At 63.9% G+C, this 15,263-nt stretch carries 16 protein-coding genes; 7 read left to right on the top strand and 9 right to left on the bottom strand.

Going from position 1 to position 15,263, the window contains the following annotated elements; all coding sequences use genetic code 11:
* The first annotated feature begins 24 nt into the window (after window positions 1-24).
* A complete protein-coding gene (locus DXY03_RS00320) occupies window positions 25-2,115 on the top strand; it encodes an HDIG domain-containing metalloprotein (RefSeq protein WP_115008651.1) in 2,091 nt (696 codons plus the stop codon).
* Between the two features lie 30 nt (window positions 2,116-2,145).
* On the opposite strand, the gene DXY03_RS00315 is transcribed toward DXY03_RS00320, so the two are convergent.
* The 4 genes from DXY03_RS00315 to DXY03_RS00300 all read right to left on the bottom strand — a co-directional run bounded on the left by DXY03_RS00315 (window position 2,146) and on the right by DXY03_RS00300 (window position 3,881).
* Entirely contained in the window at window positions 2,146-2,733 is a 588-nt protein-coding gene (locus DXY03_RS00315; protein WP_115009223.1) for an RluA family pseudouridine synthase, read from the bottom strand.
* Between the two features lie 26 nt (window positions 2,734-2,759).
* A complete protein-coding gene (locus tag DXY03_RS00310; protein WP_115008650.1) occupies window positions 2,760-3,248 on the bottom strand; it encodes a hypothetical protein in 489 nt (162 codons plus the stop codon).
* 82 nt (window positions 3,249-3,330) lie between these two features.
* Window positions 3,331-3,633 carry an MTH1187 family thiamine-binding protein gene (locus DXY03_RS00305; protein ID WP_115008649.1) on the bottom strand — a complete coding sequence of 101 codons (303 nt, stop codon included), beginning with the start codon at window positions 3,631-3,633 and terminating at the stop codon, window positions 3,331-3,333.
* Window positions 3,633-3,881, bottom strand: coding sequence for a hypothetical protein (locus DXY03_RS00300; RefSeq protein ID WP_115008648.1), 249 nt, complete (start codon window positions 3,879-3,881; stop codon window positions 3,633-3,635). The genes DXY03_RS00305 and DXY03_RS00300 overlap by 1 nt, the downstream gene beginning before the upstream one ends.
* Window positions 3,882-3,929: 48 nt before the next feature.
* Here DXY03_RS00300 and DXY03_RS00295 point away from each other — a divergent pair, with 48 nt between their 5' ends.
* Both DXY03_RS00295 and DXY03_RS00290 read left to right on the top strand, forming a co-directional pair.
* Complete coding sequence (locus DXY03_RS00295) at window positions 3,930-4,418, top strand: hypothetical protein (RefSeq protein WP_244272155.1); 489 nt, start codon at window positions 3,930-3,932, stop codon at window positions 4,416-4,418.
* 70 nt (window positions 4,419-4,488) lie between these two features.
* Entirely contained in the window at window positions 4,489-4,698 is a 210-nt protein-coding gene (locus DXY03_RS00290; protein ID WP_115008646.1) for a hypothetical protein, read from the top strand.
* A 42-nt stretch (window positions 4,699-4,740) separates the two neighbouring features.
* On the opposite strand, the gene DXY03_RS00285 is transcribed toward DXY03_RS00290, so the two are convergent.
* Complete coding sequence (locus DXY03_RS00285) at window positions 4,741-4,986, bottom strand: Nif11-like leader peptide family natural product precursor (protein ID WP_115008645.1); 246 nt, start codon at window positions 4,984-4,986, stop codon at window positions 4,741-4,743.
* Window positions 4,987-5,047: 61 nt separating this feature from the next.
* Between DXY03_RS00285 and DXY03_RS11755 the strand changes: the two genes are divergently transcribed.
* The gene (locus tag DXY03_RS11755; RefSeq protein WP_136987600.1) at window positions 5,048-5,362 is read left to right on the top strand and encodes a hypothetical protein; all 315 of its coding nucleotides are present in this window, start codon (window positions 5,048-5,050) and stop codon (window positions 5,360-5,362) included.
* Here the strand turns inward: DXY03_RS11755 and DXY03_RS00275 are convergent.
* Both DXY03_RS00275 and DXY03_RS00270 read right to left on the bottom strand, forming a co-directional pair.
* Window positions 5,279-6,103 carry a carbohydrate ABC transporter permease gene (locus tag DXY03_RS00275; RefSeq protein WP_115008643.1) on the bottom strand — a complete coding sequence of 275 codons (825 nt, stop codon included), beginning with the start codon at window positions 6,101-6,103 and terminating at the stop codon, window positions 5,279-5,281. The two genes, DXY03_RS11755 and DXY03_RS00275, sit on opposite strands and share 84 nt — an antisense overlap.
* Window positions 6,104-6,113: 10 nt before the next feature.
* A complete protein-coding gene (locus DXY03_RS00270) occupies window positions 6,114-7,736 on the bottom strand; it encodes a 2-isopropylmalate synthase (RefSeq protein WP_115008642.1) in 1,623 nt (540 codons plus the stop codon).
* A 109-nt stretch (window positions 7,737-7,845) separates the two neighbouring features.
* Here DXY03_RS00270 and DXY03_RS00265 point away from each other — a divergent pair, with 109 nt between their 5' ends.
* A complete protein-coding gene (locus DXY03_RS00265) occupies window positions 7,846-9,441 on the top strand; it encodes a glycoside hydrolase family 57 protein (protein WP_115009222.1) in 1,596 nt (531 codons plus the stop codon).
* Between the two features lie 81 nt (window positions 9,442-9,522).
* On the opposite strand, the gene crtL is transcribed toward DXY03_RS00265, so the two are convergent.
* Both crtL and gyrA read right to left on the bottom strand, forming a co-directional pair.
* Window positions 9,523-10,761: a lycopene beta cyclase gene (crtL, locus tag DXY03_RS00260; RefSeq protein WP_115008641.1), complete on the bottom strand. Its 1,239-nt coding sequence runs from the start codon at window positions 10,759-10,761 to the stop codon at window positions 9,523-9,525.
* Between the two features lie 2 nt (window positions 10,762-10,763).
* Window positions 10,764-13,388, bottom strand: a complete 2,625-nt coding sequence (gene gyrA, locus DXY03_RS00255; RefSeq protein ID WP_115008640.1) for a DNA gyrase subunit A — start codon at window positions 13,386-13,388, stop codon at window positions 10,764-10,766.
* A 91-nt stretch (window positions 13,389-13,479) separates the two neighbouring features.
* On the opposite strand from gyrA, the gene DXY03_RS00250 reads away from it, so the two are divergent.
* Both DXY03_RS00250 and DXY03_RS00245 read left to right on the top strand, forming a co-directional pair.
* Complete coding sequence (locus tag DXY03_RS00250) at window positions 13,480-14,022, top strand: CAAD domain-containing protein (RefSeq protein WP_115008639.1); 543 nt, start codon at window positions 13,480-13,482, stop codon at window positions 14,020-14,022.
* A gap of 64 nt (window positions 14,023-14,086) precedes the next feature.
* Window positions 14,087-15,250, top strand: a complete 1,164-nt coding sequence (locus tag DXY03_RS00245; protein WP_115008638.1) for a GuaB3 family IMP dehydrogenase-related protein — start codon at window positions 14,087-14,089, stop codon at window positions 15,248-15,250.
* Window positions 15,251-15,263: the final 13 nt, after the last annotated feature.

Genomic DNA, 15,263 nt, shown 5'->3' with positions numbered 1-15,263 from the left:
GCGTTAAGCCGCTACAGGGTCATTTTGGTTCGTGTTCCACGGCTGAGCAGCCTTTGGCGGAACTGGGTGCGGCTCGAAGGCCCAGGGCGACGCCTTCTGCGCTGGACGCGACTGCAAACCTTTGTTGTGCTGCTGCTGTGCCTTTCCGTGGCCGCAGCCTCAAGCCTGCCCTGGCTGATCAAGCCAAAACTTCAACCCGGATCAGTGGCCCCGTTTGAAGCCATCGCTCCAAAGGATGCCCTGGTGCAGGACAGCACCGCCCTCGAGCAGCAGCGGGCCTCGCTGGTGGCTCGATCGGTGGTGCAGGTGATCGATCAGGAGCAGACCCAAGCACTCAAACAACGGCTCGAGCAACAACTGCTGCAACTGCAGGAGGTCACCAACACCGGATCCGGAGACCGGATCGGGCCGGTGAACCTGTCTGATCAAGAGAAAAGGTGGCTGGAACGACGCAGCGAATGGGAGCATCTGGCCTGGGATAAAGCGGTGCGCAGCACCGCTGATCGCATGCTCAGCCAAGGGCTTGTGAGCAACCTGGCCATTGAGCAATTGCGCAAGGCCGCCGACCAGCAACTCAAGGCGGTTGCCCTGCAGCCAGAGGCGGCGCGCACCCTGGCCGGCAAGGTGCTCACCAGCGCCATGCGCGGCAGCACCAACCTGCGCACAGACCCGAACCTGAGCAAACAGCTGATCGAGGAACAGCTGACCAAACAGGCCATCCCCACCATCGAGGTGCGCAAGGGGGATCTGATCACCCGCAAGGGTGAGCTGATCAGTCCCCAGGCCTACGACGTGCTGGATTATTTCGGCCGCGTGCGCCGCGAACCCCAACCGTTGATCTGGTTCCAACGGTTCGTTGAAGCCGCTGCAGCCTGCGCCCTGATGCTGCTGGTGATGCGGCGTGAACGGCCTGGCCTGGAGGTGCGCCACGCGCTGCTGGCGGTGGGCCTGCTGCTGCTGGTGCAGGGAGCCAAGCTCTGGTTCAAAAGCTCCGTGAGCCCTCTGGCCGTGCTGGTGGCACCCACCCTGGTGCTGGCGGAAGGCCTCGGCACCGGCTGCGGCTTGGTCTGGATGGGGGTGGCCGCTCTGCTCTGGCCAGAACCCGTCCAGGGTTTGGGGGACGGTCGCCTGATCGTGGCGGCAACGGTGGCCGCCGCTGGGGCCTTGATCGCAGGTCGTCAGCGCAGCCGCAGCCAGTTGCTGCAACTCACGGTGCTGCTGCCGATTGGCGCCTTCGTGGGGCAGTGGCTGCTGCTGCAGCTGCAACCGATCACCGGCCTGCGGCTCTGGGGAAATCTGAACCCAAGCCTGGATGAACTGGCCACCGATTCCTTTGTGCTCGGTGTTCTGCTGATGTTCAGCCTGCTGCTGATCCCGATGCTCGAGGGCTCCTTTGGCCTACTCACCCGGGCGCGGCTGCTGGAACTGGCTGATCAGGAGCGCCCCCTGCTGCGCCGCCTCTCCTGCGAGGCCCCGGGAACCTTTGAACACACCCTGATGATCTGCGGCCTGGCGGAGGAAGGGGCGCGGGCAATTGGTGCGGATGTGGATCTAATCCGGACCGGCTCGCTGTACCACGACGTGGGCAAGCTGCATGCACCGGGCTGGTTCATTGAGAACCAGAAGGACGGCCCCAATCCCCACGACGCGCTGGATGACCCCCAGGCGAGTGCGGCAGTGCTTCAAGCCCATGTGGATGAGGGTCTGAAGCTGGCGCGACGCCACCGCCTGCCCCGGCCCATCGCCGATTTCATCCCTGAGCACCAGGGCACCTTGAAAATGGGCTACTTTTTCCACAAGGCCCAGGAGCGCGGCGGAGCCGTTGAGGAGCGCCGCTTCCGTTACCGGGGCCCGGCACCCCGCTCCAAAGAAACGGCGATCCTGATGCTGGCCGACGGATGTGAGGCGGCGCTTCGATCACTCCCCCCCGACACCTCCGATGCCCAGGCGGTGGACACGGTGCGGCGGATTGTGGAAGCGCGGCAGCGGGATGGACAACTGCGCAAAAGCAGCCTCAACCGCAGCGAAGTGGAACTGGTGATTCGTGCCTTCGTGCAGGTGTGGCGGCGGATGCGCCACCGCCGCATCCCCTATCCAATCCCCGCCCGACGCTGACCGCAGCGTCCACGTTCAGCACTCACGAGTTCAACACTCAGTGGCAAAGGGAACCTCCTGCGCGATCAAACGGACGCGTTGCTGGGTGAAGGGATGGCGAAAGCTCAGAGCCTGGGCATGCAGATGCAAGCGGCAGGAACGGCCGGCATCCCCATAGATGGGATCGCCCACGATGGGGTGACCCCGTTCGGCCAGATGGGCCCGCAGCTGATGGGAGCGCCCCGTGAGCGGACGCAGCCAGAGCCGCGTGCTGTGGGCACCAGCGGTGTGAACCCTCCAGATCGTTAGTGCCAGACGTCCCTCAGGGTGGCTGCCGTAGCGCGGCGGTTGGCGCGACAGGCGCGCCAAAGGGCTGGCGATGCAACCGCAACCATGGAGTTCCCCCTCCACATCCGCCTGATACAGCTTGTTGATCCGGCGTTCAGCAAACAGGGCACTCAGGCGCCGCAGGGCGTCAGCGCTTCGGGCCAAGAGCAGCACCCCCGAGGTGTCGCGGTCCAGGCGGTGAACCAGGCGCAGGCTTTGGTCCTGCTGCTGCAGGCGGGTGATCACGGAATCGCTTTGCTCGGGCCCCAGGCCCGGTTGACTCAGCAGGCCGGCGGGCTTGTCGACCGCCATCAGCCACGGGTCCCGGATCAGCAGCTTCAAGGGGAAAGCCGATGGGCGCAGTGTTTTTCAAACAAGGCCACCACCTGCTCCGCGGGCAGGGCCTGAATCAGCCGGGCTTCCGCCTCAACGTGATGCTGGCTGGAGTGATAGAGCTGCAACTCGTGAAAAGGATTGGGCTCCTGCTGGCGGGCCAGCTCCACCTCACGGCTGAGCAAGGCCGCCGGCATCAGGTTGCCGCCATGGCACGACTGCATCACATGGGCTGATTCATGGGCCAGCACCACCCAAACCACGGCGGGATCGTCAGGCAGGTTGTTGCCGCACATCAACAGGGCCTGCTTGCCCTCATGGAAGGCCCCAAGCAAGCCCAAAGAGCAGTCGGGTGCCACCAGGGTCTTCACGCCCGCCCGCTGCAGCAGCCGCAGGTAACTGGCGATGCGATCCCAGGTTGAGGCTTGAACAGCACTGCCCGTGAGCTGCAACACCAGCAGAACCAACAGCGCAGCCCTGAAACGGCGACCCATCAAGCCAGGGACCACAGAACAATCTCATTGGTCTCAAGATCGGCTCAAGCCGGCTTGATTCCCACCGAAGTTCTACAGATTTTCAGTCGTCAAGCAGCTGCTCCACGGACGTGACCTTCTCAGCAAACGACTGCTGCCGATCGGTGCGGGTGTTGAGCTTGAGCGTTGTGTAAAGACGCGGGGCTCCCATGCCGTGCAACTCGGCATGACACGCGCGCACACAGTCCATCACCTCGTCCCATGGGCCTTCGATCGCTGTGCCATTGGGACCCAGCTGGTGGGTCAGGCCCGTGGCGGCGATCACCCGCTCACAGGCGGCGATGTAGGGCGAAAGGCTGACGCCCACACCGATCGGCACCACGCAAAGATCAACACTGACCCACATCAGCCCGCCATCGCACTGGATCGGCTCAAGCAACTGACGGGGTAGTCGATGGTGCGCCAACTGCCGCTGTCGGTTCGCACTTCAACCGCAATGCCCTGCTGACCCATGGGACAGCGGGACCCTTGTCCCGTGCACCAATCGCTGGCATCAGCGAGGGCCAGTTCCAACGTGTCGTAAGGGGCGTCGAGCACCGGATGCGGCTGACCGTCGAGGCCAACCAACCGGTAGCGGGAGCGATGCTTGGCCATCGCAGTCCAATCCCGGAAGTGTCACCATCTTCCCATGGTCCTGACCCGATGGCATTCCCACACTGGAGCCAGCAACGGGACGCAAAGGGCATGAGTGAACAGCTGCAGCAGGCCTACAACGCCTTGATTGTGAAGGCTCCGGGGGCAGCGTTTCAAAAAGCACGGGCCCTGTATCTCAACAAATATCCACTTCCCCAGGCCGATGGCAGTGCTCCTCTGCGGCTCTACGTCTGCGATGAGCGGCTGGAGGAATCGATTCAGCCAGCCAACGATGGTGATCCGAATCACCGCCTGGCGATTCTCCGCTCACGGCCGGGGCAGTTGGCCGTGGTGCACTGGCAACAACCCCATCCGCCCGAGCCGGAGCAGCTGCGCCGCTACCTGCAGGACACCTGGTCGCTCAACCCGGACGAAGTGGAGATCGAGGCCCTCAGCACCCCCTGGTTCCGGGAGGGCGGGCATCAAAGCCGCTTCGCTGCACCGATGGGGTTGGGCTGGCAACAACAAACCCTCTTAACCCTCAAAGAAGAAAAGTGAAAGCAATTCCGCAGAACGACGAAAGCCGCGCAACCGCATCGCTAGCGAGAAGAAATAGCCCGCTCAGCCGATGCTCAGCAAGTACGCCGAACGCTATGTGCTGCGGCCCTGCTCGGAGGGCGGCTACCTCGGCATCAATGCCGTGGACCAACGCATCGAGAGCCAAACATCCCTCGACAAAGCCTGGATCTTTCACAGCCACGATAGTGCCGTGAACCACGCCCTTTCGATCGGCAAAGTGCTCGGGGAAACACCGGACGTGGTGAAGCTGGATCAGTGACAGGTTGCGTGAACTGATCTGTGAACTGAAACGTGGTGGTGATCAGCCGTGGATGAAATTGCGCAGGCGGCGTGATTCGGCGGCTTGATCCTGCTGAAGCTCAGCTGCCGTTCGCGCATGGTGTTCACGCTGCTGTGCCGCGAAGACATCCGCCTCACTCAGGGCAAAGCCGTGCTCGGCTGCGAGCCCGAGAAACCGCTCAAGATCCATGGGCTGCGCGAGGGCCTTGGCCAGATCAGGGTCGCTGTCGCGAAGTGTGAGAAACCGATCCAGATCCTCGAGAGACATCCCTGCACCACTTGTTGCGTGCTCCCACTCAAGTCAGCATCGGCCCAAGTGGGGAGGTTGCATGCTGTTGAAACTGATCAGCTGCTGCAGCCTGGCACTGGTGAGTGTGCTGGTGGTGACCCTGCTGCAGGGTTTGCGGCAGCACAACCAACGCATCCATGCGCTGCAGGAGCGGATCGATCAACTGGAGGAGCGCACACCGAACCGCGCCCACAGTGAGCTGCTCAGCCAACAGATGGGTGTGATGCAGGAACGCATGGATGCCTTCTCGGCCATGCGCACCTCGGCCGCTTCATCCCTTCACCGCATCCCCGCTGGCGTTGGGAAGTATGAAGCGCTGCAAGAGCACGAACAAGACCAGCACCGGCAGGATTGAGACCACCGAGCCGGCGGCAACGATCCGCCAATCGAGCGAAAAGCTGCTGGAGAGCTGCTGCAACCCCAGAGGCAAGGTGTAGAGGGACGGGTCATCGAGGATCACCAGCGGCCAGAGGAAATCACTCCAGGTGCCGATGAACACGAACATCGCCAGGGTGATGAGATCGGCTTTGGCGGCAGGAATCATCACGTTCCACCATTCCCCCAGCCGGCTGCAGCCATCGATGCGTGCCGCCTCCTCCAGCTCCTTGGGGACACCCAGAAAGCTCTGGCGCAGCAGATAAAGACCAAAGGCGGTGGCGGCTTGCGGAATCACCAGGGCCAGCAGGGTGTTGCGCAGGCCCAGCTGCACCATCAGCAGATACAGCGGAATCATCACCACCTGAAACGGGATCAGGATCGTGGCCACCACCAACCCCAGCACCAGGCCCCGGCCGGCGAAGCGCAGCCGGGCCAAGGGGTAGGCGGCCAGGGAGCAGAACAGCAGGTTGGCCAGCACCGCCAGGCCACTCACCACGGTGCTGTTGAGCAGATAGGTGGTGAGGGGATTGTCCTGAAACAGCCGCACGTAGGCCTCGATGCTCGGCTGGGCGGGCAGCAACGCCGGCGGACTGCTGAAGATGTCTTCCGCCGGACCCTTGAGCGAGGTGCTCACCAACCAGAGCAACGGGGTGAGCACCAACAGCGCCAGAAGAATCAGCAGCACCAGCTGAACAACCCGGGCGGTGGAGGTGCGCATGGCGTCGGCTCTAGAGCGTCGGTCGGGTCTCCAGGACAACAGGATCCTTCTGCGGATGCAATGACTGGCGCTCCTCTCCGGCCACCAGGCGATTGAGGGCGTTCACGAAGGCCATTGCCGCCGCCACCACCACATCGGTGTCTGCAGCGTGACCGGAATAAAGCGCACCGTTGCGGCGCAGGCGAATGGTCACATCACCCATGGCATCGATGCCCTCGGTGACCGACTTGACCGAGAACTCGATCAATTCATTGGGCACACCCGCCAGATCATTCAGGGCACGGCAGACGGCATCCACCGGACCGGTGCCCACTGCCGAGCCCGTGGTTTCACTGCCCTCTTCATCCGAAAGGGTGACGGTGGCGGTGGGGCGCAGGCTGCTGCCGCAGCTGACCTGCACCAGCTTGAGCTGGAAGCGGGCTTCCGGCTGCTGCACCTGTTCGCTGACGATCGCCTCCAGATCACGGTCGGTGATCTCGCGCTTGCGATCGGCGAGTTCCTTGAAGCGGGCAAAGGCCTCATCGAGATCCTCACGGGTGAGGTCGTAACCCAGCTCCTCCAGACGGGCGCGAACGGCACTGCGGCCGCTCAGCTTGCCAAGGGAGATGCGGTTGTCGGACAGGCCCACGGTCTGGGCGTCGATGATTTCGTAGGTAAGCCGGTTCTTGAGAACGCCGTCCTGGTGGATGCCGGATTCATGGGCGAAGGCATTGGCACCAACGATGGCCTTGTTGGGCTGCACCACCATGCCGGTGAGATTGGAGACCAGCCGTGAGGTCTTGGTGATCTCTTCGGTGCGCACGGCCGTCAGCGGCGTGGGGCTGTCTTCCTCCCGGCCAATGAAGGGGTTGTAGTAACGCCGCCGCACATGCAACGCCATCACCAACTCCTCGAGGGAGGCATTGCCGGCCCGCTCGCCAATGCCATTGATCGTGCATTCGAGCTGACGGGCGCCGTTCTTCACCGCCTCGAGGAAATTTGCCACGGCCAGGCCGAGGTCGTTGTGGCCATGCACCGAGATCACGGCCTCACCGATGTTTGGCACGTGCTGGTTGATGCCCGCGATCAGGGCACCAAATTCCGACGGGGTGGTGTAGCCGACGGTGTCGGGGATGTTGATCGTGGTGGCACCGGCGGCAATCGCCGACTCAATCACCTCGTAAAGGAACTCCGGATCGCTGCGGCCGGCGTCTTCACAGGAGAACTCAACGTCCTCCACCAACGAGCGGGCATAGCTCACCATCTCGGGGACGATGCCGAGCACATCGGCACGGCTCTTGCGCAGCTTGTGCTCGAGGTGAATGTCGCTGGTGGCGATGAAGGTGTGAATGCGGCGGCGCGGTGCCGGCGCCACGGCATCGGCACAGGCTTTGATGTCGGCCCGCGAGGCACGGGCCAGGCCGCAGATGATCGGGCCGTTGTCGCCACCCACCTGCTGGGCGATCCGCTGCACGGCGGCGAAATCCCCAGGGCTGGCGAAGGGGAACCCCGCCTCGATCACATCCACACCGAGCCGCGCCAGCTGCTGTGCGATGGCCAGCTTTTCCTCCAGGTTGAGGCTCGCCCCGGGCGACTGCTCACCATCCCGCAGGGTGGTGTCGAAAATCAGGACGCGACCGGGGTCCTTGGCCATGGAAGGGGCTCCAGCGGAGGTCTTAGTCGGAATGACTATGAGTTAACCCATCTTAGTTCAGCCCCCGAGGGGGAATCGGATTAAATTCAGCCACCGTTTGGGCTTGTTCGTGACCAAAGGCGCTGTCGCCCTGGTGTTGCATGCCCATCTGCCCTACGTGCGGTCGGCACAACCTGGCTCCCTGGAGGAGGACTGGTTTTTCCAGGCCCTGATCGAGTGTTATCTGCCGCTGCTGGAAACGCTGGAGCGGGCCAGCGCCGACCCCCACCAGCAGCCCAAGCTCACCATCGGCTTGTCGCCGACGCTGCTTTCTCTGCTGAGCGATCAAGACCTCAAGCAGCGCTTCCCCGACTGGCTGAAGGAAAGGCTTGATCTGCTGCCGAAGGCCGACCCATCCCTGCGCGCAGGCGCCGAACACCTGGCGGCCACGATCGAGCGGCACCGGCGGGGCTGGCAGAGCTGCGACGGCGATCTGATCCAGCGCTTCGCTGCTCTGCAGCACCAGGGGGTGGTGGACCTGCTCACCTGCGGCGCCACCCACGGCTATTTGCCCCTGCTGCGCCATCACCCGGAAGCGGTGCGCGGGCAACTGCGCACGGCGGTGCGGGAACACCAACGCCTCGTGGGCGAACGCCCCTTGGGGATCTGGTTGCCGGAATGCGCCTATTACGAGGGCCTGGATCGCTGGATGCGCGATGCAGGGCTGCGCTACGCCGTGCTGGACGGGCATGGGTTGCTGCACGGCAGGCCCAGACCCCGCTATGGGGTGTACGCACCGATCTGCAGCCGCAATGGGGTGGCCTTTTTCGGGCGCGACAGTGACGCCACGCTGCCGGTTTGGTCGGCCAAGGACGGCTACCCCGGCGATCCCCACTACCGGGAGTTCCATCGGGATCTGGGTTGGGACCTGCCGATCGAGGAGCTCAAACCCCTGGGGCTCGACCAGCCGCGACCGCTTGGCCTGAAACTGCATCGGGTCACCGACCACAGCGCTCCGTTGGACCGCAAACGCCCCTACGAACCTGGGGTGGCGGCGGAACGGGTGAAAGAGCACGCCGCCGATTACCTGCAGGGACGCCGGCGGCAGTTGGATCAGCTCAGCGCTGCCATGGACGTCTCTCCACTGCTGGTAGCCCCCTTCGATGCCGAACTGTTTGGCCACTGGTGGTTTGAAGGCCCGGCTTTTCTCAGCCAGCTGTTCCGGCAAGCTCCTCAGGAAGGGGTGGCCTTCACCCGACTGCGCGATGTGCTGAACAGCGTTGGCCAGCTTCAGCTCTGCGATCCCTGCCCCTCCAGCTGGGGGCAAGGGGGCTATCACGACTACTGGCTGAACGACAGCAACGCCTGGATCATCCCGGAGTGGGAAAAGGCCAGTGCCGCGATGGTGCAGCGCTGCAGCCGCGGCGTGGGCAGCGAGCAGGCGATGCAGTGGCTGCAGCAAGCGGCTCGGGAACTGTTGCTGGCGCAGTCGTCGGATTGGAGCTTCATCCTCCGAGCCGGCACCACCACCGAACTGGCCAAAGAACGGGTGCAACGCCACCTGGGCCGCTTTTGGCAACTGATGCAGGCGATCGATGGCACCACCGAGCTGCCGGAGGGCTGGCTCGAGGAGGTGCAGACGGACGACCGCCTGTTCCCGCTGATTCAGCCGCTGGACTGGGCTCCGTTGCAGCCCAAGGCACAGCCTTCTGCACCCAACTCATAAACAAACGCCTCCCTCATCTGAGGGAGGCGTGGATGCTCAGAACTCCCTTGACTGGGGGATCGGATCTTTCTTGAACCGATCTCAAAACCGCGGCGCCTGATCCTTCGCTGCCCCAAGCACCAGCCCTCGCCGCAACTCCCAGGGCGAAAGGGCGAACAAACGCAGCATCACGCCCATCAAGCGCGGTAAGGGCAGGGTGTTGGTGAGGAAGCCAAACCACTCCTCCTGCGGCAATGAGAAAAAGGTGTCGAAGTGGGTGCGCAACAACGCTTCGTTGAAGCCCATGAGCCGACCCAAACCGAATTGATAGAGCTGATGGCGCAGCACCAATTCGATCGGCCATAGCGCTTGCCAACCCCGTTGCGCCATTGCCGCTGAACCAAAGCTTGGATTGGCGATGGCTTCGGCAACAGCATCAGCCAGATCCGGACCCCGCCGCAGCAGCGATCCCACCATGTAGCCCGAGGCCGGATGCACCATGCTCGCCGCACCGCCAAAGGCCAACACCGGCTGATTGCGATCCGGCAGCGGCAGGTTCATCGGGAAGAGGCAGAACTCCTCGTGAATCACCTCAGTGATCTCCACGCCGCGCCGATCCAGGCGCTGCTGGAGCCGTTGCTTGAGCGCGTCGTAGGGAACACCCGGTGCCAAGGCGAGTGAGGTTTCTTCCACGAAGAACACCCCATCGCCCAGATCCATCGCATACAAAAACGTGGGCGGTTCGCTGCGCTGCTCCTCACTGAGGTGATCGCAGCGATAGTCCATCAACACAAACCGGCCTGGCTCAATCGGCGGCTTGGAGAAACGCCCCACCACGCCATAGGCCGCCTGGCCCGCCACCGGTCCCTGATCCGGGCGGCGAATGTGGGGTGTGCGCGAGCCGGAGGCATCGATCACCAAGCGCGCCTGCAACGTGGTTCCCGATGCGCAGCTGACGCTGGTGGTTGCACCCTTCACATCCACCCGCTCAACGGTGTCTTGATGAAAGACCACACCCTCAGCCCGCTCCAGCCAATGGCGCTGCAGGGCCGCCCGATCGAACAGGCCGTAGTCGATCCCGTGGGCATGGCTCTGATCTTGAGCCGTTGAGCCGCCTTCGCCGAAATAACTGACGGTGTCGCTCCAGCGGTGCTCCAGCAGCTGCTCAAGCCCCACCGCTTTGAGTTCATCGGCCCAGATGCCGTAGGTGTTCGGCCAGGGATCGTCGACCGGGTCGGGAGCGATGCCAGCAATAACCACACCCCGTTGGTTCAGTTCCGAAGCGATGCAGAGGGCAGCAGGACCGCCCCCCAGCACCAGCACATCCACCGGCTCAGCCAAGGTCAGCCGTCCTGCGCGCTGCTTTCAGTGTTAGACGCTTCGGTGTCACTCGATTCGCTGTCGTTCGACGTGTCGTCAGCGGAGTCGTCTTCCGCTTCCGGCGGCACCAGCACCACCTTCAACAGCCGGTCACCCTTGTCGAGCTTCTGCAGACGCACCCCTGTGGCAGCACGGGATTGCTGAGGGATGGCATCGGCGCTGGTGCGCACGATCACCCCTTTCTCGCTCACCAGCAGCAGCTCTTCACCGGCACCGAGCACACTCAGCCCCACCAGCTCGTCGGAATCCGTGCGGAACTTCATCGCCCGAAGACCCATGCCGGCCCGCTTCTGCAGGCGGAATTGCGTCACCGGCACCCGCTTGCCCAGACCCGAAGCCGACGCCACGAGCACCCAGGGGCCCTCGCTGGCGGCATCCTCTTCATCGTCTGCGCTGGCGGCCACCTGATCGGCGAGTTCCACCGGCAGCACATCCATGCTCACCAGGGCATCGCCCTCGCGCAGGTTCATCGACCGCACGCCGCGGGCCGTACGCCCCAGGGGCCGCAATTCCTCATCACTGAGGCGGAAGTGGATGGTCATCCCGGCTTTGGAGCCGATCAAAACGCTGTCGCCGGGCACAGCCAGACGCACCCAAGTGAGGGCATCGCCCTCCTCCAGGTTGATGGCGATCAGGCCATTGGAGCGGATGTTGCTGAAGGCCGAAAGGCGGGTGCGCTTGATGAAGCCACCGCGGGTGAGCATCACCAAGTCGGTGTCGTCGCTGAATTCCGACACCGGAATCAACGTGGTGATCGCTTCTTCCCGGGGGATCGGCAGCAGCTGCACCACCGGTGTTCCCTTGGCCGCACGGCTGCACTGGGGCACGCGGTAGGCGGGCAGGGCGTACGACACACCACGGTCGCTGAACAGCACCAAGGTGTCGTGGTCGTTGCAGCTGATGAACAGCTTCACCGCATCTTCACCCTGGCTGCGGGTGCCCGCCTTGCCGCGAGTGCCGCGGCTAGTGGCTTCAAATTCATTCACCGGCATCCGCTTGAGGTAGCCGGTCTCGGTGAGCAGCACCACCGAACGCTCGTTGGCGATCAGGTCGATGTCAGACAGGCCACCGCCGAGGTCGAGGATTTCGGTGCGGCGCGGCGTCGGATAGCGCTCCCGCAGCTGGCCGAGCTCGTCCTGGATGATCCCGAACACCCGCTCACGCCGGCCAAGAATGTCCTTGTAATCGGCGATCTTGGTGACGAGGTCCTCATGCTCGAGCCGGATCTTGTCGGCCTCAAGCGCGGTGAGACGACGCAGCTGCATCTGCAGGATGGCGTCGGCCTGGATGTCGGACAGGCCATGGCGATCCTGCAGCTGTTGCCGTGCCGTGGCCGTGTCGGGTGCAGCCCGGATCAAGGCAATGATCGGATCGAGCTGATCGAGGGCCAGCAGCAGGCCCAGCAGGATGTGGTCGCGCTCTTCGGCCTTGCGCAACAGGTAGCGGGTGCGGCGCTCGATCGTCTCGACCCGGAAGTCGAGGAACACCTCGAGCATCTTGCGCAGGGTGAGCAGGATCGGCTCACCGTTCACCAGCGCCAGCATGTAGGCACTGAAGTTGCTCTGCAGCGGAGTGAGCTTGAACAGGTTGTTCAGTACCACCTGCGGGTAGGCGTCGCGGCGCAGCTCCACAACGATCCGCATGCCATCGCGGTCGCTTTCGTCGCGGATGTCGGAGATGCCCTCGAGCTTCTTGTCGTTGACCAGCTCAGCGATGCGCTCGATCAGCGCCGCCTTGTTGGTCTGATACGGCAACTCGGTGATGATCACCGCATCGCGATCGGGGCGCCCGGGGGCCTCGATCGTTTCGATGTTGGCTACGCCGCGCATGGTCACCGAGCCGCGGCCGCCCAGGTAGGTCTCGCGGATGCCTTCGCGCCCCAGGATCTGACCGCCGGTGGGGAAGTCCGGTCCGGGGATCAGCTGGATCAACTCCTGATCGGTGATCTCCGGGTTCGCGATCAACGCGAGCAAGCCATCAATCAGTTCATTGAGGTTGTGGGGCGGGATGTTTGTCGCCATCCCCACGGCGATGCCCGCCGAACCATTCAGCAGCAGCTGCGGGATCCGCGCCGGCAGCACCGTGGGCTCCTGCTGGGAGCCATCGAAGTTGTCGGCGAAATCAACGGTCTCCGCCTCGATGTCCTCCAGGAGGCTGTCGGTGGTGAGCGCCTGCAACCGCGATTCGGTGTATCGCATGGCCGCCGGTGGGTCGTTGTCCACCGAACCGAAGTTGCCGTGCCCATCGATCAGGGGCATCGACATAGAGAAGTCCTGTGCCATGCGCACCAGGGCGTCGTACACGGCGGTGTCGCCGTGGGGGTGATATTTGCCGAGCACTTCGCCCACCACACGGGCGCACTTGCGGTAGGGCCTGTCGCTGGTGAGGCCCAGCTCGTACATCGCGTAGAGGATCCGGCGATGCACCGGCTTGAGGCCATCGCGGGCATCGGGCAGGGCCCGACCCACGATCACACTCATCGCGTACTCCAGGTAGGAGCGCGACATCTCGTTGCGCAGGTCCGTCTGAATGATCCGATCGTCGGAATCGCCGGGACCGCCGCCGCCAGGCCCCACAGAATCCGTCATACGTGCATCAGACGTCCTCTGTCAGTCTATCTCGGACAGTGGAAGCAACAGAAAAATCCGGATAAAGTGCCGAACGCTTTCCACTGACGTGATGGGTCCTGTCGACGAGCCGCGCCCTGAAGCCGAAACCCCAGGCAGCGACCCCAGCCCCACACCGGAGCCCACGCCCGCCGCAACACAGGAACCTGAGCCGACTCCGGCACCCACGCCAGCCCCAATACCGGCGCCCACTCCGGCACCGACCCCCGCTCCAACACCAGACCCGGTGATTGCTTCCACCGTGTCGATCCCTGCTCAGGAGAGCTCCGATGGTGATGGCGGCGAATGGGAGCTGCTGGTGGGCAAGGTGAAGGATTGGCTTGAGCAGAACGATCTGGCTGAGCTCTGGACCAAAGCCCAGCTGCCGCTGCGGGTTGTGGGCGGCCTGATCGTGTTCAGCCTGGTGGCGACGGTTTACTCCGGCGTGCTCAGCACCATCAACAGCATCCCTCTGGTGCCAGGCCTGCTGGAGCTGGCCGGCGTGATCTGGCTGGTGAACTTCGCCCTGCGCAACCTGATCCGCAACAGCGATCGGGACAACTTCATCAAGGGCGCCCGCTCCACCTGGACCCGCGTGACCGGCCGATCGAGCTGACCCGGTCAAGCTGAGCAGATCATCCCGATTGGTAGCTTGATCTGAACTTTATTGAAGTCGCGCGGTGGACATTCAGCTCGGACGCTCCAAGACCGTTCGCCGGGCCTACGGAATCGACGAAATCGCCCTGGTGCCTGGGGGTCGCACGGTGGACCCCGAGGTCACCGATACCCGTTGGACCCTGGGCGGCATCGAGCGCGAGATCCCGATCATCGCCAGCGCCATGGACGGCGTAGTGGACGTGGGCATGGCCGTTCGCTTGTCCCAACTGGGCGCCCTCGGTGTGTTGAACCTTGAGGGTGTTCAGACCCGCTACGAAGACCCCAACCAGGTGTTAGATCGCATCGCCGCCGTCGGCAAGGACGAATTCGTCCCGCTGATGCAGGAGATCTACAGCCAGCCGGTTCAGGAGGCTCTGATCCGCAAACGCATCCAGGACATCAAGGCCCAGGGCGGCATTGCCGCCGTCAGTGGAACTCCGGTGGCCGCCATGCGTTTCGGCAAGGCCATCGCCGAAGCCGGAGCCGACCTCTTCTTCGTGCAGGCCACCGTGGTCTCGACGGATCACACCGGTCCTGCAGGCCAGGAGACCCTGGATCTGGAAGCCCTGTGCCGCGACATGGGGGTTCCCGTGGTGATCGGCAACTGCGTCACATACGAAGTAGCCCTGCAGCTGATGCGGGCTGGTGCCGCCGGCGTGATGGTGGGCATCGGCCCCGGTGCCGCCTGCACCTCCCGTGGCGTTCTCGGCGTGGGCATTCCCCAGGCCACCGCAGTGGCCGACTGTGCTGCCGCCCGGGCCGACTACGAAAAGGAAAGCGGTCGCTACGTGCCGATCGTTGCCGACGGTGGCATCGTCACCGGCGGTGACATCTGCAAGTGCATCGCCTGTGGCGCTGACGCCGTGATGATCGGCTCCCCCATTGCCCGTGCTGAGGAAGCTCCCGGTCGGGGCTTCCACTGGGGCATGGCCACCCCGAGCCCGGTGCTGCCCCGCGGCACCCGCATCAATGTGGGCAACACCGGCAGCATCGAACGCATCCTGCGTGGCCCGGCCAAATTGGACGACGGCACCCACAACCTGCTGGGCTGCCTCAAGACATCCATGGGCACCCTGGGCGCCCAAACCATCAAGGAGATGCAGCAGGTGGAGGTGGTCGTGGCCCCCTCCCTGCTGACGGAAGGCAAGGTCTACCAAAAGGCCCAGCACCTCGGAATGGGCAAGTAAGGCAGGGCTAAAT

The organism is Synechococcus sp. N5, from assembly GCF_900473925.1.
Taxonomy (GTDB): domain Bacteria; phylum Cyanobacteriota; class Cyanobacteriia; order PCC-6307; family Cyanobiaceae; genus Parasynechococcus.
The sequence above is the reverse complement of the archived record's forward strand: the minus strand, read 5'-3'. Positions and strand labels throughout refer to the sequence as shown.

Bases quoted from the DNA above. Each gene is read 5' to 3' on its own strand.
- DXY03_RS11755 (WP_136987600.1), top strand. From the start codon at position 5,048: ATGCTGTTGAAACTGATCAGCTGCTGCAGCCTGGCACTGGTGAGTGTG.
- DXY03_RS00300 (WP_115008648.1), bottom strand. From the start codon at position 3,881: ATGGCCAAGCATCGCTCCCGCTACCGGTTGGTTGGCCTCGACGGTCAG.
- DXY03_RS00270 (WP_115008642.1), bottom strand. From the start codon at position 7,736: ATGGCCAAGGACCCCGGTCGCGTCCTGATTTTCGACACCACCCTGCGG.
- DXY03_RS00310 (WP_115008650.1), bottom strand. From the start codon at position 3,248: ATGGGTCGCCGTTTCAGGGCTGCGCTGTTGGTTCTGCTGGTGTTGCAG.
- DXY03_RS00290 (WP_115008646.1), top strand. From the start codon at position 4,489: ATGCTCAGCAAGTACGCCGAACGCTATGTGCTGCGGCCCTGCTCGGAG.
- DXY03_RS00305 (WP_115008649.1), bottom strand. From the start codon at position 3,633: ATGTGGGTCAGTGTTGATCTTTGCGTGGTGCCGATCGGTGTGGGCGTC.
- DXY03_RS00315 (WP_115009223.1), bottom strand. From the start codon at position 2,733: ATGGCGGTCGACAAGCCCGCCGGCCTGCTGAGTCAACCGGGCCTGGGG.
- DXY03_RS00295 (WP_244272155.1), top strand. From the start codon at position 3,930: ATGGCATTCCCACACTGGAGCCAGCAACGGGACGCAAAGGGCATGAGT.
- DXY03_RS00275 (WP_115008643.1), bottom strand. From the start codon at position 6,103: ATGCGCACCTCCACCGCCCGGGTTGTTCAGCTGGTGCTGCTGATTCTT.
- DXY03_RS00285 (WP_115008645.1), bottom strand. From the start codon at position 4,986: ATGTCTCTCGAGGATCTGGATCGGTTTCTCACACTTCGCGACAGCGAC.
- DXY03_RS00250 (WP_115008639.1), top strand. From the start codon at position 13,480: ATGGGTCCTGTCGACGAGCCGCGCCCTGAAGCCGAAACCCCAGGCAGC.
- gyrA (WP_115008640.1), bottom strand. From the start codon at position 13,388: ATGACGGATTCTGTGGGGCCTGGCGGCGGCGGTCCCGGCGATTCCGAC.